This window comes from Micromonospora yongxingensis (assembly GCF_052601155.1).
This window is the reverse complement of record NZ_JBQXEO010000012.1, coordinates 39,362-61,128: the sequence shown is the minus strand read 5'-3', so window position 1 is coordinate 61,128 and position 21,767 is coordinate 39,362. Positions and strand designations below refer to the sequence as shown.

Annotated in this window: 18 protein-coding genes and 2 pseudogenes; 16 read left to right on the top strand and 4 right to left on the bottom strand. The window is 73.5% G+C overall.

Annotation, left to right across the window (positions count from 1 at the left end):
• A complete protein-coding gene (locus ACTWLT_RS16515) occupies positions 1–207 on the bottom strand; it encodes a DUF8847 domain-containing protein (RefSeq protein ID WP_252417783.1) in 207 nt (68 codons plus the stop codon).
• 82 nt (positions 208–289) lie between these two features.
• On the opposite strand from ACTWLT_RS16515, the gene ACTWLT_RS16510 reads away from it, so the two are divergent.
• Complete coding sequence (locus ACTWLT_RS16510; RefSeq protein WP_445319144.1) at positions 290–808, top strand: DinB family protein; 519 nt, start codon at positions 290–292, stop codon at positions 806–808.
• A 17-nt stretch (positions 809–825) separates the two neighbouring features.
• On the opposite strand, the gene ACTWLT_RS16505 is transcribed toward ACTWLT_RS16510, so the two are convergent.
• Complete coding sequence (locus ACTWLT_RS16505; RefSeq protein WP_445319143.1) at positions 826–1,701, bottom strand: carbohydrate kinase family protein; 876 nt, start codon at positions 1,699–1,701, stop codon at positions 826–828.
• 63 nt (positions 1,702–1,764) lie between these two features.
• Here ACTWLT_RS16505 and ACTWLT_RS16500 point away from each other — a divergent pair.
• The 3 genes and pseudogenes from ACTWLT_RS16500 to ACTWLT_RS16490 all read left to right on the top strand — a co-directional run.
• Positions 1,765–2,755: pseudogene (locus ACTWLT_RS16500) on the top strand (ATP-dependent helicase); the annotation flags it as partial.
• Positions 2,756–2,895: 140 nt separating this feature from the next.
• Positions 2,896–5,061 (top strand): annotated as a pseudogene (locus ACTWLT_RS16495) (DEAD/DEAH box helicase); the annotation flags it as partial.
• A complete protein-coding gene (locus ACTWLT_RS16490; RefSeq protein WP_445319142.1) occupies positions 5,058–5,984 on the top strand; it encodes an SWIM zinc finger family protein in 927 nt (308 codons plus the stop codon). The pseudogene ACTWLT_RS16495 and the gene ACTWLT_RS16490, both read left to right, overlap by 4 nt.
• Before the next feature lie 4 nt (positions 5,985–5,988).
• On the opposite strand, the gene ACTWLT_RS16485 is transcribed toward ACTWLT_RS16490, so the two are convergent.
• Positions 5,989–6,246, bottom strand: a complete 258-nt coding sequence (locus ACTWLT_RS16485) for a DUF3040 domain-containing protein (protein ID WP_252417778.1) — start codon at positions 6,244–6,246, stop codon at positions 5,989–5,991.
• 430 nt (positions 6,247–6,676) lie between these two features.
• Here ACTWLT_RS16485 and ACTWLT_RS16480 point away from each other — a divergent pair, with 430 nt between their 5' ends.
• From ACTWLT_RS16480 to ACTWLT_RS16460, 5 genes are read left to right on the top strand one after another with little or no spacing between them, the layout of a single operon-like run.
• A complete protein-coding gene (locus ACTWLT_RS16480; protein ID WP_445319141.1) occupies positions 6,677–8,773 on the top strand; it encodes a DUF1800 domain-containing protein in 2,097 nt (698 codons plus the stop codon).
• Positions 8,774–8,781: 8 nt separating this feature from the next.
• A complete protein-coding gene (locus ACTWLT_RS16475) occupies positions 8,782–10,164 on the top strand; it encodes a DUF1501 domain-containing protein (RefSeq protein WP_445319140.1) in 1,383 nt (460 codons plus the stop codon).
• Positions 10,161–11,579, top strand: coding sequence for a ferredoxin reductase family protein (locus ACTWLT_RS16470; RefSeq protein WP_445319139.1), 1,419 nt, complete (start codon positions 10,161–10,163; stop codon positions 11,577–11,579). Before ACTWLT_RS16475 ends, ACTWLT_RS16470 begins: the two co-directional genes overlap by 4 nt.
• 12 nt (positions 11,580–11,591) lie before the next feature.
• Positions 11,592–12,188, top strand: coding sequence for an FMN-binding protein (locus ACTWLT_RS16465; RefSeq protein WP_445319138.1), 597 nt, complete (start codon positions 11,592–11,594; stop codon positions 12,186–12,188).
• Positions 12,189–12,237: 49 nt separating this feature from the next.
• On the top strand, positions 12,238–12,960 hold the full coding sequence (locus ACTWLT_RS16460) for an FAD:protein FMN transferase (RefSeq protein WP_445319244.1): 723 nt from the start codon (positions 12,238–12,240) through the stop codon (positions 12,958–12,960).
• A 263-nt stretch (positions 12,961–13,223) separates the two neighbouring features.
• Here the strand turns inward: ACTWLT_RS16460 and ACTWLT_RS16455 are convergent, their stop codons facing one another.
• Entirely contained in the window at positions 13,224–13,895 is a 672-nt protein-coding gene (locus tag ACTWLT_RS16455) for a bifunctional DNA primase/polymerase (protein WP_445319137.1), read from the bottom strand.
• Positions 13,896–14,144: 249 nt separating this feature from the next.
• Here ACTWLT_RS16455 and ACTWLT_RS16450 point away from each other — a divergent pair, with 249 nt between their 5' ends.
• The 7 genes from ACTWLT_RS16450 to ACTWLT_RS16420 all read left to right on the top strand — a co-directional run bounded on the left by ACTWLT_RS16450 (position 14,145) and on the right by ACTWLT_RS16420 (position 21,551).
• Complete coding sequence (locus tag ACTWLT_RS16450) at positions 14,145–15,374, top strand: helix-turn-helix domain-containing protein (RefSeq protein WP_445319136.1); 1,230 nt, start codon at positions 14,145–14,147, stop codon at positions 15,372–15,374.
• Between the two features lie 16 nt (positions 15,375–15,390).
• Positions 15,391–15,963, top strand: coding sequence for a flavoprotein (locus ACTWLT_RS16445; protein WP_252417771.1), 573 nt, complete (start codon positions 15,391–15,393; stop codon positions 15,961–15,963).
• 129 nt (positions 15,964–16,092) lie between these two features.
• Positions 16,093–16,929, top strand: a complete 837-nt coding sequence (locus ACTWLT_RS16440; RefSeq protein ID WP_445319243.1) for a Nif3-like dinuclear metal center hexameric protein — start codon at positions 16,093–16,095, stop codon at positions 16,927–16,929.
• Entirely contained in the window at positions 16,919–17,656 is a 738-nt protein-coding gene (locus ACTWLT_RS16435) for a zinc ribbon domain-containing protein (RefSeq protein ID WP_445319135.1), read from the top strand. Before ACTWLT_RS16440 ends, ACTWLT_RS16435 begins: the two co-directional genes overlap by 11 nt.
• Positions 17,657–17,659: 3 nt before the next feature.
• On the top strand, positions 17,660–18,814 hold the full coding sequence (locus ACTWLT_RS16430) for a bifunctional RNase H/acid phosphatase (protein WP_445319134.1): 1,155 nt from the start codon (positions 17,660–17,662) through the stop codon (positions 18,812–18,814).
• Positions 18,748–18,984, top strand: a complete 237-nt coding sequence (locus ACTWLT_RS16425) for a putative leader peptide (protein ID WP_445319133.1) — start codon at positions 18,748–18,750, stop codon at positions 18,982–18,984. The genes ACTWLT_RS16430 and ACTWLT_RS16425 overlap by 67 nt, the downstream gene beginning before the upstream one ends.
• A 143-nt stretch (positions 18,985–19,127) precedes the next feature.
• Positions 19,128–21,551, top strand: a complete 2,424-nt coding sequence (locus tag ACTWLT_RS16420; protein ID WP_445319132.1) for a M14 family zinc carboxypeptidase — start codon at positions 19,128–19,130, stop codon at positions 21,549–21,551.
• Positions 21,552–21,767: the final 216 nt, after the last annotated feature.

The window sequence follows — 21,767 nt, the reverse complement described above, 5'->3', positions numbered from 1 at the left end:
TCACACCGCCGGGCCGGTCCACCGGTAACGCCACTCGCGGTCCTCCTCGCGGGCGGACTCCAACTCGTAGATCTGCGCCTCGGCGAGCCCACCGGACCCGAGGTGGTGATGGGTCAGCGGTGGACGGCCGTTGCTGTCCAGCTCGACGGTGACGCTCTGCCCGTCCGCGGCGCCGCCGACGAGCAGGATCTGCACGGATGAAGCCATGCGCCCATCCTGCCCGTCACGCACGCCCCCCGCAGCGGATAGCGGGGCAGTGGGACGCCCGACACGCGGCTAGGGTCGGCGGATGAAGCAGACCATCGATCCGACACTCGGCCCGGTGCTCGCCCGCACCGGCGACGAGCGTGCCGTGCTGGACTCGTTCCTCGACTTCCACCGTGCCGTGGTGCTGCGAAAGCTGCGCGGCCTGTCCGACGCCGAGGCCGCCCGCCGGCTGGTGCCCTCGACGACCACGCTCGCCGGGCTGGTCAAGCACCTGACCCTGGTCGAGCGGAACTGGTTCCCGACCCTGCTGGCTCCGGAGCCCGGCGACGTGTACCTGACCTCGGAGCAGGACGCGGTGGCGAGCTTCACGGTCGACGAACATGACACCGTCGAGGGGCTCGTCGAGGCGTACGAGCGGGCGTGCGCCCGGTCCCGGTCGGTCGCCGCGCGCTTCGACCTCGACCACGTGGTCCCACACCCGCAGCTCGGCGAGGTGTCGTTGCGCTGGATCCTGGTCCACCTGATCGAGGAGACCGCCCGCCACGCCGGGCATGCCGACATCCTTCGCGAGTTGACCGACGGCGCCACCGGCGCGGTCTGAGCCGGAGCGGCGAGGCGTCAGTCGGTGGGCAGCAGGCCCAACGGATACTCCATGCCGTCGTGGGTGCACGCCGCGGCGGCCACCCGGGCCGCGTACCGGGCCGCGTCCGCCAGCGGTTCGCCGCGCAGCCGCCCGGCGATCAGCCCGGCCGCGAAGGCGTCGCCGGCTCCGTTGCTGTCCACCACCGGCCCCGGCGGGGTCGCGGGCGGCACCGGAACGGCCCTGCCGTCGCCCGGGTGCAGCTCGGCCCCGTCCGCGCCCCGGGTGACCACCAGGGTGCGGGGTGCCAGCGCGCCGGCGAGCACCGCCGCCTGCTCGGCCAGCCGCACGCCGCTGACCAGGACCAGGTCGGCGACCTCGGCGAACGGCCGGTGGTAGGGGTTCGCGCCGTCCCAGTCGTGCAGGTCGGTGGAGAGCATCGCCCCCGCCGGTAGGGCGGCCCGCACCGCCGGCAGCAGCGGCACCGTCCAGTCCATGATCGAAAGGTGCACGTGTCGGGCCTCCCGGACCAGCTCGGCCAGCTCCGCCGGCGGGAACGGCGGGTCGCCGCCCCGCCAGGGACGCGGGTCGTACAGCGAGGTGCGTCGCCCGCCCGGGTCCACCAGGTTCACCGACCGCCGCGTCCCGGCGAGGTCCTCCGCCAGCACCGCCGGCACGCCTGCCCGCGCCAGCGCCGCCCGGACGAGGTCGCCGGCCGGGTCCGCGCCGAGGGTGTCGATCACCCGTACCTCCAGGCCGAGCGCCCGCCCGGCCAGCGCCACCCCGGCGCCGGTGTTGCCGATCCGCAACTCGATCGGCTCGACGGTGTGCGAATCGGCGGCCGGTAGCGGCAGTGCGGGCACCCGGACCCGCACGTCCACCCCGAGCCCGCCGATGACGAGCAGGTCGACCATGGCGCCGACAGTAGCCCTCCCGGGCCGCCTATCCTGGGCGCGGGCGGCGACGAGGGGGAGTACGTGCTGGTCATCCACGGGCTGTGGTTGCCCGGCGACGGCTCGACCTCCGGCCTCGCCGTCTGGGCCGAGGACAGCGCCGCGCCGGCAGCCGCGCCGCGCCGCTCCGGCCGTCCGCCCCGCGAGCGCCCACATCCGTTCGCCGCCGCGCACGGCACGCTGGTCACCGCCCTCGCCGATGCCGCCGAGCCGGCCCGTGAGGACACCGCGCTGCTCTCTCTGCCCACCCGGGCCGGCGCGCCCACCGACTCACCCGAGCTGATCCGGACCGCCGTCGCACCCCCGGCCCGCGGCCGGCTCACCCTGGCCGCGTGGCGGGTCCCCGTGCTGGTGTACGCCCCGGACGACGCGCTCGCGCTGCTGCGCGCCCTGGACGACCTCCCGGTGGTGCCCGGGGCCACCCTGCGGCACCTCGCCGAGCTGGCCGACTTCGCCGCCGACCTGGTCACCCGGGGCCGCGTCCTGCCCGGCGTGGGCCCGACGGTGGACACCGTGATGTCGGGTGTCGGCGAGGCCGCGCCACCCGGCGGCGAGCGCTCGGCCGACGCCGGTGCGCGGGTGACGGCGCTCGCCGTCTGGCGTCCACTGCTGACCGGCACCGACGCCGGCTGGGCGCGGTCGCTGGCGCTGGCCCTGCCCCCCGCCGCCCGAGCTGCCGCTGCGCCGGCTGCCACCCCGTCGGCCGTCGCCACCCTGGACGGGGCCGCGTCGGACGGCGCCGAGCTGACGGCCGGTGCGCTGGTCGCGGACGCGCTCGACGCGCTGACCGACGCCGCCGCGCGGGCCGCCCTCGCGACCACCACGCTGGCCCGAGGGTTGCGGCCGGGCGGCCCGGCGCCGGCCTGGTTGGCGGCGCTCGCCGGCCCGCGCCGCGACTTCACCGTCGACCCGGCGGCACTGGCCACCCTCCGCGCCGAACTGGACGCCTGGCAGCGCGACGCCGCCGGCGGCCCGGTCCGGGCCAGCTTCCGCCTGGTGGAGCCGGCCCCCGACGAGGTCACCGAACCGATCCTGGCCACCCGCGTCGACCCGGCCCACACCGCGCCGCCGCCGATCGACGCCGCCGACTCGGCCGGCCGCCAGCCCGCCGGAGTCGCGCAGGTCCCCGGTGGTCCGGCCGCCGTGGACCCGGTCGGCGGCGGGCGGTGGCGGCTGGAGTTCGGACTGCAGGCGGCCGACGAGCCCGGCCTGCACGTCGACGCGGGGCAGGTCTGGCGGGCGCCGCAGACGCTCGGCGGCCTGGCCGGCCGTACGGCCAGCCCGCAGGAGACGCTGCTCGCCGAGCTGGGCAGGGCCAGCAGGCTCTGGCCGGATCTGGACGCCGCGCTGCGTACCGCCGCGCCAGAGGCCATGGAGCTGGACGTCGAGGGAGCACACCGGTTCCTCAGCGAGGGTGCCCCGGTGCTGCACGCGGCCGGCTTCGGCGTGCTGCTGCCCTCCTGGTGGCAGCGCCGGTCGGCGCGGATCGGCGCCCGGCTGCGCGCCCGCAGCAGAACCGCGCCCGGCACGGTGGCCGGCGCCGACGCGGGAGTCGGGCTGGACGCCCTGGTCGACTACCGCTGGGAGGTGGCGCTCGGCGACCAGCCGCTGTCGGCCGAGGAACTGGCCGCGCTGGCCGAGATGAAGACGCCGCTGGTACGGCTGCGCGGCCGGTGGGTGGAGCTGGACCCGGGGCGGCTCGCCGCCGGGCTGCGCCTGCTCCGCTCGGCCGGCGAGCTGACCGTCGCCGACCTGCTCCGCCTGGGGCTGGCCGACGGTGCGGACACCGGCGCGCTGCCGGTGCTGGAGGTCACCGCCGACGGGGCGCTGGGCGATCTGCTCGCCGGTGCGGTCGAGCGGCGGCTCACCCCGATGGACCCGCCGCCGGGCTTCCAGGGCACGCTGCGGCCGTACCAGCGGCGCGGGTTGGCCTGGCTGGCCTTCCTGCGGTCGCTCGGCCTGGGCGGTGTGCTCGCCGACGACATGGGGCTGGGCAAGACCGTGCAGCTGCTCGCCCTGCTCGCCGGGGACCCGCCGGACGCCGGGCCGACCCTGCTGGTCTGTCCGATGTCGCTGGTGGGCAACTGGCAGCGGGAGGCGGCGCGGTTCACCCCGGGGCTGCGTGTGCACGTACACCACGGGGCGGAGCGGGCCCGGGGGGCGGAGTTCACGGCGGCCGCGCACGACGCGGACCTGGTCCTCACCACCTACTCGGTGGCCGCCCGCGACGCCGTCGACCTGGCCGGCATCGACTGGCACCGGGTGGTGGTGGACGAGGCGCAGGCAATCAAGAACGCCTCCACCCGGCAGGCCGAGGCGGTCCGCGCGCTGCCCGCCCGGCAGCGGGTGGCGGTCACCGGTACACCGGTGGAGAACCGGCTCGCCGACCTGTGGTCGATCATGCAGTTCGCCAACCCGGGCCTGCTCGGCCCGGCCGCGACGTTCCGCAAGCGGTTCGCCGAGCCGATCGAGCGGCACGGCGACGCCGAGGCCGCCGAGCGGCTGCGTCGGATCACCGGTCCGTTCGTGCTGCGCCGGCTCAAGACCGACTCGTCGATCATCTCCGACCTGCCGGAGAAGCTGGAGATGGAGGTGGTCTGCAACCTCACCGCCGAGCAGGCCGCCCTGTACCGGGTGGTGGTCGACGACATGCTCGCGCGGATCGAGTCCAGCGACGGCATCGAACGCCGGGGCCTGGTGCTGGCCACCATGACCCGGCTCAAGCAGGTCTGCAACCACCCGGCCCAGCTGCTGCGCGACGGCTCGCCGCTGGACGGCCGCTCCGGCAAGCTCGCCCGGCTCACCGAGATCCTGGAGGAGGTGCTGGCGGCGGGGGAGCGGGCGCTGCTGTTCACGCAGTACGCCGAGTTCGGCGCGATGCTGCGCGGTCACCTCTCCGCCCGGTTCGGCCGTGAGGTGCTGTTCCTGCACGGCGGGCTCGGCAAGGCCGAGCGGGACGCCATGGTGCAGCGGTTCCAGTCCGGGGACGGGCCGTCGCTGTTCGTGCTCTCGCTCAAGGCCGGCGGCACCGGGCTCACCCTGACCGCCGCCAACCACGTGGTGCACGTGGACCGCTGGTGGAACCCGGCGGTGGAGGACCAGGCCACCGACCGGGCGTTCCGGATCGGGCAGCGCAGACGGGTGCAGGTACGCAAGTTCGTCTGCGCCGGCACGGTGGAGGAGAAGGTGGCCGCACTGATCGCCGACAAGCGCAACCTCGCCGAGCGGGTGGTCGGCACCGGCGAGCAGTGGATCACCGAGCTGTCCACCGGGCAGCTGCGTGAGCTGTTCACCCTGGAGGCCGGGGCGGTGGTGGAGTGAGTCAGCCGACCGGTGACCGGTTCGCCGACTACGGCCGGCCCCGCCGGGTCGACGGCGGTCTGCGGGCGCGCAGCGCCCGGGGCGCGATCGGGCGGTCCTGGTGGTCCCGGCGCTTCCTGGAGGTGCTGGAGTCGTTCGCCCTGGGCACCCGGCTGACCCGTGGCCGCTCGTACGCGCGGGCCGGGCAGGTGCTCCGGCTCGACATCGCACCGGGACTGGTCAGCGCCGTGGTCCAGGGGTCGCGGCCGCAGCCGTACCAGGTCTCCATCGCGCTGGCGCCGTTCCCGGCCGAGCTCTGGTCCCGGATCGAGGCGGAGCTGGCCGGGCAGGCGTTCTTCAGCGCCCGACTGCTCGCCGGGGACCTCCCCGACGAGCTGGAGGAGCTGTTCGTCGCCGCCGGCGCGCCGCTCTTCCCGGCCGGCGTGGACGAGCTGACCCAGCGGTGCAGCTGCCCCGATTTCGCGGTGCCGTGCAAGCACCTCGCGGCCACCTTCTACCTGCTGGCCGAGGCGTTCGACGCGGACCCGTTCGAGCTGCTGCACTGGCGTGGCCGGTCCCGCGCGGAGCTGCTCGACCGGCTCCGCGCCCGGCGTGCCGAGGCCACCGGCGGACCGGTCACCACATCACCAGACGAATCCGACCTGGTGTCCGATCAGGACGGAGACGGGTCCGAACTGGATCCCGTTCCGCCCCCGGCCGGCGCGGCCCGCGCGCTCGCCGGGCTGTCGGCGACCCCGCTGGCGGAGACGGCGGACCGGTTCTGGCTGCCGCCGGTGCCCCTGCCCGACCGGCCACCCCGGCTGGCGACCGGGCCGGACCTGCTGCTGCGCCAGCTCGGCCCGCCAGCGCCGGCCATCGGCGGGCCGGGACTGCTGGAACGGCTGCGCCGGGCGTACCGGGCGCTCGGCCCGGACGACCGGTGAGCCGTCACGTCCAACGGCGGCGGAACCGCCACATGATGGCCGCGTTCGCCACCAGCACCACCGCGCAGATCGCGCCGGCGAGCCGGCCGGCGAACACGGTCATCGCCGGCAGCGACGCCCACAGCACGATGGTCAACAACATCAGGTACCGGCCCCTGCGGGCCCGGACCCGGTGGTCCAGCCGCTTGAAGAAAGCCGGGTCACTCTCCCGGAGCTGACGGGTGATCTGGTCGAACCTGCGCTGATCCTCTTTGCTGAGCATGGCGCTGCCTTCCCCTCACGCGTTCAGCGGTTCGGCGGCATACCCGCTGCGGTGGCGGCTCACGCTCACGCTGTTGTTACTTTTCCTCGACTCCGAGACCACCTCACGTCCGGCTTATCCGAACCTTAAGTTTCGCTGTGGTGGTGAACGGCGCGGAAAGTGTCGCGTACGGCGGCGCGGTCCGATCCGTACCCGACTGCCGTACGTCCGCCCTGCTGGGAAGGTCCGACCCCGATCCCGCTGTGCGACCCGCCGCCAACGCGGCGCTGAGGGCTGTCTTAAGTGCCCTCACGAGGGCGTTCAGCCCGCCTTGAAGGCACCTGAGGGCTTGGTTACCTTGCCGTAGCAACCCCCTCAGGCAACAGTCGCCGCACCTGCCGCACCTGCCCGGTCGCAGCTTCCGGCGCTCATCAGAAATCGGGATTGGTACATGGCCGACCAGAATGTGCCACCACGTCGACCGCGGGACGACCGCGGCTGGGACGGACGCCAGCACCACACCTCGGACGCGTACGGCGACCACAGCGCGTCCGCGTCCTACGGGTACGACTCGCCACACACCTACCAGGCCGACTACCCGGCGCAGGATGACCCGCGCGGGCAGTACGCCGACGGGTACGCCCACGCCGGGCACCCCGCCCCCGCCCCGCGCGGGCCGCAGTGGGTCGGCCCGGAGGGCCTGGGGCGCCCGGCCCCGGCCCGGCCTGCCGGCGCCGGACTGCCCACCTTGGACGATGACGGCGAGCCGGACCGCAAGGTCGGCCGGCGCAAGGCCATGGTGGCGCTCGGCGGCACCGCCGCCGTCGTCGCCGGTGGCGCGGCGCTCGCCATGACCCCGCAGTTCCGCGGCCTCTTCGGCGACGAGGCGGTGGCCGGCGACGCGACCGGCAGCACCGTCACCGACGGCACCGCGGCCCGGCCCAGCGGCCAGCAGCCCAGCACGGTGCGCACCTACACCGAGCAGAACGAGAGCTACATGGGCTCCCGGGCCGGTGAGGCGCTGAAGAAGAACGCTCCGGTCGGTGGCCGTACCTTCTCCGGCCCCGCCGCGGCCGCGGCGGAGACCAAGGTGACCGTCAAGACGGTGCTGGCCAAGGACCCGATCCTGCACCTGGCCCGGCGGGCCACCTTCGGTGCGACGCCCGGCGTGGTCGCCGACATCAAGAAGCAGGGCATCGACGGCTGGATCCGCGCCCAGCTCGACCCGGACAAGCTGGAGCCGAGCAAGGCCGAGCTGAAGCTCGCCGAGCTGCCCACCCAGAAGCTCACCGTGCAGCAGTTGCGCGACCAGCGGGACAAGCTCAACGACCAGGGCGCCCAGCCGGAGCGGGAGATGGTCGACGCCACCATCGCGCGGCAGATCTGGTCCAAGCGCCAGCTGTTCGAGGTGATGGTCGACTTCTGGAACGACTTCCTGCACGTCGCCGCGGACTTCGACGGCGGCGAGGTGTACCGCAACTCGTTCGACAAGGACGTGGTGCGGGCGCACGCGCTCGGCAGCTACCCGGAGATGCTGGTCGCCGCGAACAAGCACCCCGCACTGCTGATCTACCTGAACCAGAAGGACTCCCGCAAGGACGCCATCAACGAGAACCTCGCCCGGGAGAACCTGGAGCTGTACTCGGTCGGTGTGGACGGCGGTTACAAGGAGCCGGACGTGCGCCAGGCGGCCATGCTCCAGACCGGCCGTGGCGTCGAGGACGGCAAGTACGTCTTCAAGCCCGAGCAGCACTACGTCGGCAAGGTGAAGATCCTCGGGTTCACGCACGCGAACAACTCGGCGGACCCGAAGAAGGCCGAAGCGGCGATCGACGCGTACATCACCTACATCGCGCTGCACCCGTCGACCGCGAAGTACGTGGCGCAGAGCCTGGCGACCCGGTTCGTCTCGGACACGCCGCCGAAGTCCCTCGTGGACCGGCTGGCCAAGACGTACACCACCAACAACGGCCTGATCAAGCCGGTGTTGATGACGCTGTTCAGCTCCTCGGAGTTCTGGGCGGCGGTGGGCCAGAAGGTGCGCCGGCCGATGGAGTACCTGGTGGCCACGTACCGCACCCTGGGCGTCTCGCCGGATCCGTCGCCGACGCACAACAACGGTGACAACAAGCGCACCCCGTACGCCCGGGGCCTGCGGCAGATCCACGACAAGCTGCGCGAGCTGGGCCACTACCCGATGGGCCAGCCCACCCCGGACGGCTACCCGGACGTGTACGTCGCCTGGACCTCGGCCGGCACCATGGTCAACGGCTGGAACGAGGCCGGTGAGCTCGTCGCCGGCTACCGCACGGTCTTCACGTACACGGCGCCGGAGAAGCTGGTCGCCAAGCCGCCGGCCACCGCCGGGGCGTACGTGGACGCGCTCTCGCTGCGCCTGGTCGGCCAGAAGCTCAGCGCCCGCGAGAAGGGCCTGATCCTCGGCGTGGCCGGTGTGCCGGCGACCGCCAAGGTCGACGCCACGTTCAACGGGGCCATCACCGCCGTCGCGCGGGCGATCCTCGCTTCCCCCCAGCACCACCTCCGGTGAGGCACCCGATGGAGAAGACTGTGTACAACTCTTTCCCCCTGCACCCCGAATGCCCCGACCTGCGGCGGCTGGCGGACAACCCGGCCGAGGCGCTGCTGCGCGCGGAGGCCGACCTCGTCGCCGCCGAGAACGCCGCCGAGGCCGACCGCTACCGCACCCTGGAGAACCTGGAGGAGGCCCAGCAGGACGGTCGCGGAGTCACCCGACGGACCTTCGTCGCCGGTGCCGCCGCCACCGCCACCGCGCTGGCGACCGCCCAGTTCGTCACCACCTCGGCGTCGTTCGCGGCGACGAAGACCGGCACCCTGATCCACGTCTTCCTCTACGGCGGGCTGGACGGGCTGAGCCTGATCGCGCCGGACAACGACCCGGTGCTCGCCAAGGCCCGCCCCGACCTGCTGCTCGGCAACGACTCGCTGGCCCTGGGCCGCGGCTTCAAGCTGACCAGCGCCTTCAAGCCGTTGGAGAAGTGGCTCGGCGCAGGCCAGTTGGGCTTCATCCCGGCGGTCTCGGACGAGCGGCTGTCCCGCAGCCACTTCCAGGCCGCGGACGCCTGCAACCTGGGCGGGCTGCCCAACGAGACCGGCGGCCGGGGCTGGCTGGACGGCCTCGTCGACAACCTCGGCAAGGGCACGGCGTTCCGCAGCGTCGGCATCGGCAGCACCCTGCCCCGCTCACTGGTCGGCAACAACGGCGCGCTCTCGCTGAACAACGTCGGCTCGCTGCGGCTCAACGGCGACGAGCGGTTCCGGGCCGCCACCGAGAAGGCCATCAAGGGGCTCTTCACCGGGATCAACCACCCGGTCGAGGAGGCCGTGCAGGAGGGCATGGGCGCGCTGGCCACCGCCCAGAAGCTCGCCGCCAAGCCGTACCAGCCGGCCGAGGGCGTCACCTACGAGGGCGTCGGCAACGCTTTCAAGCAGCTCGCCCAGCTGATCAAGGGCGGCGCCAACGTCCGGGTCGCCACCGTCGGCATGGGCGGCTACGACACCCACGAGAACCAGGGCACCCGCGAGGGCGGCCAGTTGCACCGCCGGCTGAACGAGCTGGCCAGCGCCATGGCCGCGTTCTTCACCGACCTCGGCCCGCAGGCCGCCGACGTGACGATCATGGTCTCCAGCGAGTTCGGGCGCCGGGTCGGCTCCAACAGCGGCGGCACCGACCACGGGCACGGCGGCGTGGTCACCCTGCTCTCCGGCAAGAAGCTTGCCGGCTCCCTGCTCGGTACCTGGAACGGCCTGGACAAGCTCGACTCCGGTGACGTGCCGGAGTACAACAACATGTTCAACGTCTACGGCGCGGTGGCGCAGGGCCGGTTCGGGCTCACCAACGCGGAGGTGGACAAGGTCTTCCCCCGCCAGAAGTACGCCCCGATGAAGCTGTACGCGTGACGCGTCCGCACACCCACGCCGCCGGCCGCCGTACCGGGACCACGTCCCGGCACGGCGGCCGGACGGCTGAACCCGTACCCCCGCAGATCCCGGCCCGACGCGGACCCGGCGGCCGGCGGCTGCTGGCCGCGCTGCTCCTGGTCGGCCTGCTCGCCAGCGTGCTGCCGTGGTGGCTGGGCACCCCCGCCGGCTCACTCAGGACCACCGCGGCCACCGTGACCGCCGCCGGCCGGATCACCGGTCTGGTCGCCGGTTACCTGCTGCTGGTGCAGGTGCTGATGATGAGCCGGCTTCCGGTGCTGGAACGGTGGATCGGCGGCGAGCAACTGGGCCGCTGGCACCGCGACGTCGGGGCGACCCTGCTGGTCGCCGTGCTGGCGCACCTGTCGCTGATCCTGGTCGGTTACGCGGACCTGCGTAACCACTCCGTCCTCGCCGAGGTCGGCACGCTGCTCGGCGACTACGAGGACATGCTCTCGGCGTTCGTCGCGACCGGCATCATGATGCTGGTCGGGTTCAGCAGCGTGCGGGCGATCCGGCGGGCGCTGCCCTACGAGCTGTGGCACCTGCTGCACCGGTCGAGCTACCTGGTGCTGCTGCTCGGTTTCGGGCACCAGTTCAGCCACGGCGCACAGCTGTACAAGCCCGGCCCGGTACGCACCGGGTGGATCGCCCTCTACCTGCTGGTGGTCGCCGCCCTGCTCTGGGGCCGGGTGATCGCGCCGCTGGCGTTCAACCTGCGGCACCGGCTGCGGGTCGCCGACGTGGTCGCGGAGAGCCCGGACACCATCTCCATCTATCTCACCGGGGAACGGCTGGACCGGCTGGAGATGCTCGGCGGGCAGCACTTCCGCTGGCGCTTCCTCACCCGGGGCTGCTGGTGGCAGTCGCACCCGTTCTCCGTCTCCGCCGCGGCCAACGGCCGCTGGCTGCGCCTCACCGTGAAGGTGGTCGGCGCGCACACCGCCGACCTGCGCGACCTGGATCCCGGCATTCGGGTCTGGGCGCAGGGTCCGTCGGGGACGTTCACCGCCGCGCACCGGCTGCGTGACCGGGCGCTGTTGATCGCCGGCGGCAGCGGCATCACCCCGATCCGCGCCATGCTGGAGGAGCTGCCGCCGGGCGCCGCTCTGATCTACCGCGCCCGTACCCCGGCCGACGTCCTGCTCAGCCGCGAGCTGGACTGGCTGGCCCAGGCGCGGGACACCTCGATCTGGTACGTCATCGGCTCCCGCGACGACCCCGGCCCCCGCCAACTGATGAGCCCCGACGGCCTGCTCCAGCTCGTGCCCGACATGACCCACCGCGACGTCTACCTGTGCGGGCCGCCCGGGCTGGTCGAGCAGTCGGTGCGCGCGCTGCGCCGGGCCGGCGTGCCCCGCCGGCAGATCCACCTGGCCACCTTCGAGTTGTAGGAAGGGCAATCCATGCGTCGCGCGTTCCTCGCGATCACCGGTCTGGCCGCCAGCACCACCGCGCTGGTGGTGCTCAAGGGCTCACCGGGGACCTCTCAGGTCGCCCAGGACCTGCCGGCCGCCCAGCCGGTCAGTCCCACCCCGCAGGGCGTCGACCCGAGCGTCGCCCCGGACGCCGGCCCGGCCGGCGCGACCCCGAAGCCGTCGGTGAGCGCCGGCGCGCCGTCGTCGCCGAAGCCGAGCAGGAGCACGGCCCGCCCGTCCGGCACCCGCACCACCGCGAAGGCCCCCACCGCACCGCGGACAACCACCAAGGCGCCCCAGCCGACCACCCGCCGGGTCACCGGCCCGGGCGTGGACAACGAGTACGGGTACGTGCAGGTGCAGATCGTCGTCTCCGGCAACCGGATCGTCGAGGCCGTCGCGCTGTCGCTGCCCAGCGGAGGCGAGTCCGACATCCACAGCGGCGACGTCCGGGACAGGTACAACGGCACCGGCGGCGAGGTGGTGCAGAAGCAGAGCGCGAACCTCAACACCGTCTCCGGCGCCACCGAGACCAGCAACTCCTACAAGCAGTCGCTGCGGGGCGCGATCGAGCAGGCGTTCTGACGTGCCGGCGGCGATGACCCGACCCGGGCTGTGCCGGGTCGAGCAGATCATGGGTACGGCCATCACCCTGGACCTCGCCGACGACCTGCCGCCGGAGCGCCTGCGTGAGCTGGCCGACCAGGTGTTCGCCTGGATGCGCGAGGTGGACGGGCGGTTCAGCACGTACCGGGCCGACAGCGAGGTGAGCCGCTTCGACCGGGGCGAGGTGCTGCTCTCCGAGGCGTCGGCGGACCTGCGGTTCGTGCTGGAGGCCTGCGCCGACCTGTGGGGTGCCACGGACGGTTTCTTCGACGCGTACGCCACCGGCCGGCTCGACCCGTCCGGGTTCGTGAAGGGCTGGGCGGCGCAGGTCGCCTCGGACCGCCTCCTCGCCGCCGGCGCGGCGAACCACTGCGTGAACGCCGGCGGCGACGTGCGGGTGCGGGGCTTCTCCCCGTCGGGCGAGCCGTGGCGGATCGGCATCCGGCATCCGTGGGACCCGATGGCGACCTGCCTGGTGGTCGCCGGGACCGACCTGGCCGTGGCCACGTCCGGGGTGTACGAGCGGGGCCGGCACGTGCTCGACCCGCGCCGGGGCGCGCCGGCCGGGGGACTGCGCTCGGTGACCGTGGTCGGGACCGACCTCGGGGTGTCCGACGCCTACGCCACCGCGGCCCTGGCCATGGGGGCCGCCGGGATCGGCTGGCTGGACCGCCTCCGCGACCACACCCACGCCGTCATCACCGACGACGCCCGCCAGTTCCTGTCCACCAGCCTGCCCCTGACGGACTAGCGGAGCGGGCGGTGGGTGCCGGCGGGACGGGAGCCCGTCGGGCGGGGACGGCCGGGTCGGGAGCCGGACGGGCGGGTGCCGGCCCACCGGTGCCGTGGGTGGCTGCGCCGGGGCGGCTCGGTGCCGCCGGGATGAGGCGCTCTGTCGTCGGTGGACATCGTTCCCCCGTTCGTGGCGCGCGTTCGCGCCGTCCCCCTGTCAACGAGCACCGACGCCCCGGCGACGCTGTCGGCGAGCGGATCGAATCGCCCGGCGCGGCCGGTTCACCTGCCCCGCCGGGGCAGCGGCAGGTGGCCAGGGAGCAGCTCGGGGGCGAGCGTCACGCCGGTGGCGCGCAGCGCCTCGATCAGGGTGTTCTGCACGAGGTAGGAATCCGGAAGTTGCCAGCGGGCCTGTTCCGGGGCGACCGCCCAGCGGACCGGCCCCTCCGGCAGCCGGGTGGGCGGCGCGGGGATCCACGATCCCGGCCCGTGCCGGACGACGTGGAAGCAGTGCTCCAACTCCGGCCGGAGCGGATCGCCCGGGCGCACCAGGAACATCCACCGCCCGGTGGGGGTGGCCAGCACCGGCCCGCGTACGCCGGTGCCGGCCGGGTGGGTCCGCACCGCGTCGAGCACGTGCCGGCCGAGGTGGGCGGGCACCTCCAGCACGTCGAAGGACCGGCCGGTGGGCAGCAGCACCCCGTGTGGGCGGCTCCGCCACCAGGTGGCCACCCGGGCCGGGTCGGCGCTGGCGGCCAGCTCCCAGTTCTCCAGGGCGGGATGGCAGCCCACGGTGGGGCAGCCGGCCCGGCCGCAGACGAACCGGCTGCGGGCCAGGCAGGCGCCCGGCGTGACCTCCCAGCCGTGTGCGGCGTACCGCACGGCGACCCGGCGGAGCCGCACTCGTTCCAACGGCGACAGTTCGGCGACGCGCGGTCCGACGTTCCCCCACATGTGTGCCATCTCCCATCGTCGGGCCCGGCGAACGCCAGGTCGCATGTCGAGCACCGTCACTGCCGTAACCCACGATCGTTGAGGTTGACGAACGGCTCGTGCAACTTGCACGAAAAGTACGAGGACTGGCTGTACGGCTGACGCACTGGCTGTGCGACCAGCGAAAACCTGAAGATGAACGAGTATCGCCGCGCCCGCGGACATCGTTCCGGCCCGATGGGCCGGGGCGGCAGGGGGAGGGATGGGGAGATGGACGAGCTACCCATAGGGCGGCGAGTGGCCTACTGGCGGGGGCGACGCAAGATGTCGCAGCAGGTCTTCGCGGACCGGTTGGGCAAGTCGAAGAGCTGGGTGGACAAGGTCGAGCGGGGCGTCCGTCGGTTGGACAAGTTCTCGGTCCTCTACGAGATCGCCGACATCCTCCAGGTGGACGTGCAGCTGCTGATGGGCAAGGACCCGGAGCGGCGCACCGACGCGCTGAACTGCATCGACCAGGTCGAGGTGCAGGAGATCCGGGCGGCGCTGGAGCGGTACGACTCGATGAGCGCGTACTTCGACGCCGCGCCGTACCCGCCGCCGCTGGACGACATGCGCAAGGCCGTCAACCACGCCTGGCTCACCTACCAGTACGGCCGCTACGGGATGCTCACCCGCGCGCTGCCGAAGCTGCTGCGCGACGCCCAGGCGGCCGACGCCGGCTACGCCGGTGAGCAGGCCCCGGAGGCCGCTCACCTGCTCGGGCAGGTCTACCAGATCGCCTCCTCGGTGCTGCGCAAGCTCGGCGAGTGCGAGCTGGCCTGGCTGGCCGCGGACCGGTCGATGGCGGTGGCCCAGCGGGCCGACGACCCGCTGCTGGCCGGCATCGCCACCACCCGCGTCTGCAACGCCCTGGTCGCGATGGGTCGGGCCCGTCCGGCGCTGGAGCTGAACGTCAGCATCGCCAACCGGCTCGCACCCGGGGGCGGCAACGACGCCACCCCGGCCCGGCTCTCCGTCTACGGCATGCTGCTGCTCCAGGGCGCGATGGCCGCTTCCCGGATCGGTGACTCGGCCACCGTCGACGACCTGATCAACGGCGCCGAGGAGGCCGCCACCCTGCTCGGCGGCGACCAGAACCACTACTGGACCTCGTTCGGCCCGACCAACGTCGAGCTGCACCGGGCCGCCGCCGCGGTGGAGCTGGGCGACGGGGGAAGGGCCGTGGAGGTGCACCAGCTGCGCATCGTGGAGCCCTCCTTCAACGCGTTGCTGCCCGAGCGTCGCGCGCACCACCTGCTCGACATCGCCCGTGGCTTCGCCCAGATCGGTGACGTGGCGAACGCCGGCGAGATGCTGCTGCGCGGCGACCGGCTCGCCCCGTCCGAGATCCGCTGCCGGCCGATCGCCCACGAGGTGATGTCGGACATCCTGCGTCGCACACGTGGTGCGCCGCCTTCTCCGGTAGCGGAGTTGGCTGAGCACATGGGAGTAGGGGTATGAGCGCGGAGCCGGTCTGATGACCGGTCCGCAACACATCAGCGGGCACCGTGAGGTGCTCTATGTCATCGCCTGCGGTTCGCCGCTGGCCCGGCACGTCGGGCGCCTGGTCGACCTGGCCCAGCAGGACGGGTGGGAGGTCTGCGTGGTCGTCACACCGGACGGCGCCAAGTTCGTCGACAAGCCCGCCCTGGCCCGGCAGACCGGCCACCCGGTGCGGACGCACTACAAGAACCCGGGTGACCCGGACGTGCTGCCGCCCGCCGACGCCATGATCGTCTGCCCGGCCACCGTGAACACGGTGAACAAGTGGGCGGCCGGGATCGCCGACACCCTGGCGCTCGGGCTGCTGGTCGAGGCGCAGGGCAAGGGGCTTCCGATCGTGGCGGTGCCGTACACCAACGCCGCGATGGCCGCCCACCCGGCGTTCCGGGCCGGCATCGCCCGGTTGAGCGAGTGGGGTGTCACGGTGCTCTTCGGTGACCACGTGGTCGCCCTGCACCCGCCGGGAACCGGCGAGCAACACCTGCACTCGTTCCCCTGGCCGATGCCGCTGGCCACGCTGCGCGCCGCCTCCTGGAGCGCCGCCTAGCGGTCGGATCGCCCGCCCGCCGCGCCACCTGACCGGCGCGGCCGGGCCGGGCGTCGCCGCCCGACGGCTCCCGCGCCGGTAAGCTGGCCCGCCGTGAGCGTATGCGCATCCACCCCCACGGTGACCGACGTGGTGGCCGAGCTGGAACGGCGCTACCCGCCGGTCTGGGCGGAGGAGTGGGACCGGGTGGGCCTGGTGCTCGGCGAGCCGACCGCCCCGGTCCGCCGGGTGCTCTGCGTGGTCGACGTGGTGCCGGAGACGGTCGCCGAGGCGCTGGCGGCCGACGCCGACATGATCGTCGCGCATCACCCGCTGCTGCTGCGCGGGGTCTCCTCGGTCGCCCCGACGACGTTCAAGGGGCGGATCGTCCACCAGCTCATCCGGGCCGGGGTGGCGCTCTACGTGGCGCACACCAACGCCGACGTGGCGTCCCCGGGGGTCTCCGACGCCCTCGCCGCCCGGTTCGGGCTCACCGGCCTGCGCCCGCTGCACCGGCCCGCGCCCTCCTCGCCCGCGTACGGCGACGACCGGGGCATCGGTCGCATCGGCGAGCTGCCCCGCCCGATGACCCTCGCCGAGCTGACCCGGCACGCCGCCGCCGTGCTCCCCGTCACGTCCTGGGGAGTTCGCGCCGCGGGGGATCCCGGGCGTATGGTTCGTACCCTCGCCGTCAGCGGAGGGTCGGGGGACAGCTTCCTCGGCGCCGCGACCGCCGCCGGGGTGGACGCGTTCCTCACCGCCGATCTGCGGCACCACCCGGCAAGCGAGCACCTCGCCGCCGATGGGCCCGCCCTGATCGACGCCGCCCACTGGGCGACCGAACGACCGTGGCTGGACGATCTGGCAGCTCTCCTGCGGGAGGCGCCGGGCGTCGAGACGCTGGTGTCCGACCTGGACACCGACCCGTGGACCGTACACGCCGCCGCACCCGTTGTGGACGACAAGGAGCCCGACCGTGAAGGCTGACCCCCAGGTGCAGCGCCGCCTGCTCGACCTCCAGGCGATCGACACCAACCTCGCCCAGCTCGCCCACCGCCGGCGTTCGCTGCCCGAGCGGGCCGAGCTGGAGGCGCTGGCCCGGGAGCTGTCGTCGCTGGAGGACGAGCGGGTCCGCGCCCAGGTGGCGGTCGACGACCTGGACCGGGACATCGCCCGCCTGGAGAAGGACGTCGAGCAGGTCCGGGCCCGCAAGGAGAAGGACCAGAACCGGCTGGCCGCCGGCACCGGCCCGGCCCGGGAGCTGGAGGCACTCCAGCACGAGCTGGTCTCGCTGAACCGGCGCCAGGGCGACCTGGAGGACGCCGAGCTGGAGCTGATGGAGCAGCGGGAGACCGCGCAGGGCGTGCTGGACGGCGTGGAGCAGCGGCTGGCCGACACCCGGGAGAAGCGGGCCGCCACCGAGCAGCGCCGGGACGACGCGCTGGCCGAGATCGCCAAGGAGGAGGAGTTCAAGCGGGGGGCCCGTCAGCCGCTCGCCGCCGACCTCCCGGCCGAGCTGGTCACCCTCTACGAGAAGATCCGCCAGGACACGGGTCTGGGTGCCGCGCTGCTCACCGCCGGCCGGTGCGGCGGCTGCCGGTTGGAGCTCTCCGGGGCCGACCTGGCCCGGATCCGCAAGGCCGCCCCGGACGACGTGATCCGCTGCGAGGACTGCCGACGGATCATGGTCCGTACCAACGAGTCGGGCCTGTAGGTCGTGGCGCCGCGCGTGGTCGTCGTCGAGGCCGACGGCGGGTCCCGGGGCAACCCCGGCCCGGCCGGCTACGGCGCGGTGGTGCGTGACCCGGGGACCGGCGAGGTGCTCGCCGAGCGCTCCGAGTCGCTCGGTACGGCGACCAACAACGTCGCCGAGTACCAGGGGCTGATCGCCGGGCTGGCGGCCGCCGCGGAGCTGGGTGTCGCCGAGGTGGACGTCCGGATGGACTCCAAGCTGGTGGTCGAGCAGATGTGCGGCCGGTGGCAGATCAAGCATCCCGGTCTGCGACCGCTCGCCGCCCAGGCGGCCGGGCTGGTGGGTCGGTTCGCCGCGGTCCGGTTCACCTGGATCCCGCGTGAGCAGAACCGGCACGCCGACGCGCTGGCCAACGCCGCCATGGACGCCGCCGCCGGCCGGCCCGCGACGCCCACCACCGCCCGACCCGCCGCGGCGACGCCCGCCACCGCCCCGATCGTCGGCAGCGACCCGGCGACCGCGCCGGCGTCCTGGGAGCCGCGACCGAGCTTCACCGCCACCCGGCTGATCCTGGTCCGGCACGGCGAGACGCCGTACACCGAGCAGCGCCGCTACTCCGGGCGCGGCGACGTGCCGCTCTCCGAGCGCGGCCGGGCCCAGGCCCAGGCCACCGCCGCCCGGGTGGCCGCGCTGGCCCCGTCCGTCGCGGCCGTGCTCAGCTCACCGCTGTCCCGGTGTACGCAGACCGCGGCGGCGATCGCCGGAGCGCTCGGCGACGTGCCGGTCCGCACCGAGGACGACCTGATCGAGTGCGACTTCGGTGACTGGGAGGGGCGCACGTTCGCCGAGGTGCGCGCGCAGTGGCCGGGGGAGATGGACGCCTGGCTCGCGTCGCCCCGGGTCGCCCCGCCGGGTGGCGAGTCGTTCACCCACGTCGCCGAGCGCTGCCAGCGGGTCATCGCCGGGCTGCTCACGGCGTACCCCGGTGAGACCGTGGTGGTCGTCTCGCACGTCTCGCCGATCAAGCTGGTGCTGCGCGACGCGCTCGCCGCCGGTGACGGTTTCCTGCACCGGCTCTTCCTGGACGCGGCCGGCATCTCGGTGCTCGACCTGTGGCCCGACGGCGGCGTCGCGGTGCGCACGGTCAACGACACCGCGCACCTCGCCAAGATCGACTAATTCCCATCTGTCGGGAGGGTTTTAGCTCGGCGGCACCAACCGGTGAGGAACTGTTGACAGTGGATGGCGCCCGATTCACGATCGGTTTCGTGCGAAGCGTTCACCTGACGAAGCGGGGTCACATCGACCTCCTGCGCGTCGCCAGCGCCGCCTGTCGACGCTCCATCTGACGCCGGGTTTCCTTCCTTCCTCGCACGCTGCAGGCGCGATCCCACCACCGTTGGTCTCCGGCCCCGCGGCGCGTCCGCCTGCGCGTACCTCCCCGACAGGAGTCCTGTCCATGTTGTCCGCAAGACGTCCACCCCGGCTCACCGTGACCGTATTGAGCGCCGCGCTGCTCGCCACCGTGGCCCTCACCGGGCCGGCGTCCGCCACCGCGCTACCTACAGTGCCGCCGCGTGCCGTCGACATCTCCGACATCCGCGGCTACCCCCGGCAGAGCACCCTCCCGCTCTGGCCGGACAACCCGGCCGACGCGTCCATCCCGATCGGCGTCCTCCCGTACGACGAGATCGCGCCGAAGCTGAACGCCCTCCAGCGGGCCAGCGACCGGGTCTCCGCCCGGGTCGCCGGAAGGTCCGCCGGCGGCTACGACCTGTACGCGGTCACCGTGACCGCGCCGGAGAGCCGCACCGAGGCCCGGCAGCAGGAGACCTGGAAGCGGCTCATCGAGGACGAACCGGCCCGGGCGCAGCGGGACCGGAAGCTGCTCGCCGGCTACAAGACCCCGCTCTTCGTCAACGCCAACATCCACGGCAACGAGTGGGAGGGCACCGACGCCGCGCTGCGGGTCATCGAGGACCTCGCCACCAACCGCAGCCCCGAGGTGGCCGCGCTGCTGAGGCGCAACCGGCTTGTCTTCAACATCACGTCCAACCCGGACGGGCGGGTGGCCGGCACCCGGGCCAACGCGGCGGGCTACGACCTGAACCGCGACCTGACCATCGTCGCGCAACCCGAGACCAACCTCATCCGCGACCTGATCATCGACACCAAGCCGATCATCACGCTGGACCTGCACGGGTACGTCAACCCGACCCTGCTGCACCCCAGCACCCCGCCGCACAACGTCAACAACGAGTACGACCTGTACATCAAGCACGGCCTGCCGAACGCGCTGGCGATCGAGGAGGGCCTGCGCGGCCTCGGGTACGCCGAGACCCAGCGGGCGCGGATCCCGTTCCGCGACGACGAGCCGGGCGTGTGGGACGACTTCCCGCCGATCTACGTGCCGTCGTTCGCCATGCTGCAGAGCAGCATCCCGTACACCATCGAGGCGCCGCTGAACCCGCGCGGCAGCACGCTCACTCCCGCCGAGCGGGTCCGTCGCTCCGGCATCAACACCGACGTGCACGAGGTGGCGATCCGCACCTCGCTGCGCTACATCCAGGACCACCGGGCCGAGGTGCTGCACGACCAGGCCGAGGTCTACCGCCGGGGCCTGGCCGGTGAGCCGCTGCGCGACATCCCCGACGGCTACGTGCCGGGCTGGGGGCCGGAGGACAACTACAACACCACCTTCCCCCGGTCCTACGTCATCCCGACCGGCACCGGGCAGCGCTCCGAGCCGGCTGCGGCTCGCCTGGTCGACCTGCTGATCGGCAGCGGTGGCCGCGTGTGGCGGGCGAAGAAGGCGTTCACCGCCGGTGGCAAGAGCTACCGGGCCGGCTCGTACGTCGTCGACATGCACCAGCCGAAGCGCGGCCTGGTCAACTCACTGCTCGAACCGGGCGCGGACATCACCGACCGGGTGGGCGACCTGTACGCCGGCCCGGCCGCCTGGAGTCAGGGGCTGACCTGGGGCGCCACCGTCGACGTCCTGTGGAACACCCTGCCCGGGGTACACCTGGAGCGGACCTACGACGGGCGGGCCGAGGGCACGCTGCCCGCCGGCCGGTCCGACCTGCGCCTGGATCTGCGGGACGCCGCCGATCTGCTCGCGGTCAACTCGCTGCTGGCCAAGGGCGTCGCCGTCTACCGGCTCGAGGACGGGTCGGTGGTCGTCCCCGGCACCCCGGCCAACCGTAAGCTGGCCGGCGCCGAGGTGAAGGCCCGCGCGGTCAGCTTCGAACCGGCGCCCAGGGGCTGGCGGGGCACCCCGCTGGACCGGGTCGTGGTCGGCTACATCGGCACGGTCGAGGAGCGGGACACCCTCGCCGACCTGGGCTTCGAGGCGCGGGCGGTGACCGCCGCGACGCTGGCGGGCACGCTGACCGAGGACGTCGACGTGCTGCTGGTCGCCGACAACGTCGACCTGGCGAACCTGACCGCCGAGAACCGGGCCGCCCTCGAGGGTTTCCTCGCCCGGGGCGGCGGAGTGGTCGGCCTGGGCACCGCCGGGGCGTCCTTCAGCAACGCCGCCGCGCTGCTCACCGTGACCGCCACCGCGGCGGCGAGCCTGGCCAGCGGGGTGGCCAACATCGTGAACAACGGGGGCCCCGTCACCACGTCGGCCATCCCGCACACGTTTATCAGCCAGCCCGTCTGGTTCACGCACCTGGGCGCCAACGTCGAGGTCGAGCAGTCGTACGCCGCTGACCCGCTGCTCTCCGGCTGGTGGGCCACCGACGGTGCCAATGGACAGGCTGCGGCGGCCAACCAGGCCAGCATCGTGCGGGGTGTCTCCGTCGCCGGAAACGGCGTGGTGCTGTTCGGCACCGACCCGACGTTCCGCCTGCACCCCAAGGGTCTTCAGTCGCAGCTTGGCCGTGCCGTGCTCTGGGCGACCCGGCGGTGACCCCGACCGGCTGAGCCGACGACCGGCGATGTGGGGCCCGGGTGCCGACCGCACCCGGGCCCCACGCCGTCGCCGGGCCCGTCCCGTCGTCCGTCACCGGGCACGCCGGCCGATGCCGCTCGGCGCACTACGGATGCCGTTCGGCGCAGCGCCCTCGACTGGTTGAGCGTGACGGCGCTCACAGGGTCGTAGCCTCCGGCCGTTACATGGCTAGCT

Bases quoted from the DNA above. Each gene is read 5' to 3' on its own strand.
- ACTWLT_RS16515 (WP_252417783.1), bottom strand. From the start codon at position 207: ATGGCTTCATCCGTGCAGATCCTGCTCGTCGGCGGCGCCGCGGACGGG.
- ACTWLT_RS16510 (WP_445319144.1), top strand. From the start codon at position 290: ATGAAGCAGACCATCGATCCGACACTCGGCCCGGTGCTCGCCCGCACC.
- ACTWLT_RS16505 (WP_445319143.1), bottom strand. From the start codon at position 1,701: ATGGTCGACCTGCTCGTCATCGGCGGGCTCGGGGTGGACGTGCGGGTC.
- ACTWLT_RS16485 (WP_252417778.1), bottom strand. From the start codon at position 6,246: ATGCTCAGCAAAGAGGATCAGCGCAGGTTCGACCAGATCACCCGTCAG.
- ACTWLT_RS16480 (WP_445319141.1), top strand. From the start codon at position 6,677: ATGGCCGACCAGAATGTGCCACCACGTCGACCGCGGGACGACCGCGGC.
- ACTWLT_RS16475 (WP_445319140.1), top strand. From the start codon at position 8,782: ATGGAGAAGACTGTGTACAACTCTTTCCCCCTGCACCCCGAATGCCCC.
- ACTWLT_RS16465 (WP_445319138.1), top strand. From the start codon at position 11,592: ATGCGTCGCGCGTTCCTCGCGATCACCGGTCTGGCCGCCAGCACCACC.
- ACTWLT_RS16460 (WP_445319244.1), top strand. From the start codon at position 12,238: ATGGGTACGGCCATCACCCTGGACCTCGCCGACGACCTGCCGCCGGAG.
- ACTWLT_RS16455 (WP_445319137.1), bottom strand. From the start codon at position 13,895: ATGTGGGGGAACGTCGGACCGCGCGTCGCCGAACTGTCGCCGTTGGAA.
- ACTWLT_RS16450 (WP_445319136.1), top strand. From the start codon at position 14,145: ATGGACGAGCTACCCATAGGGCGGCGAGTGGCCTACTGGCGGGGGCGA.
- ACTWLT_RS16445 (WP_252417771.1), top strand. From the start codon at position 15,391: ATGACCGGTCCGCAACACATCAGCGGGCACCGTGAGGTGCTCTATGTC.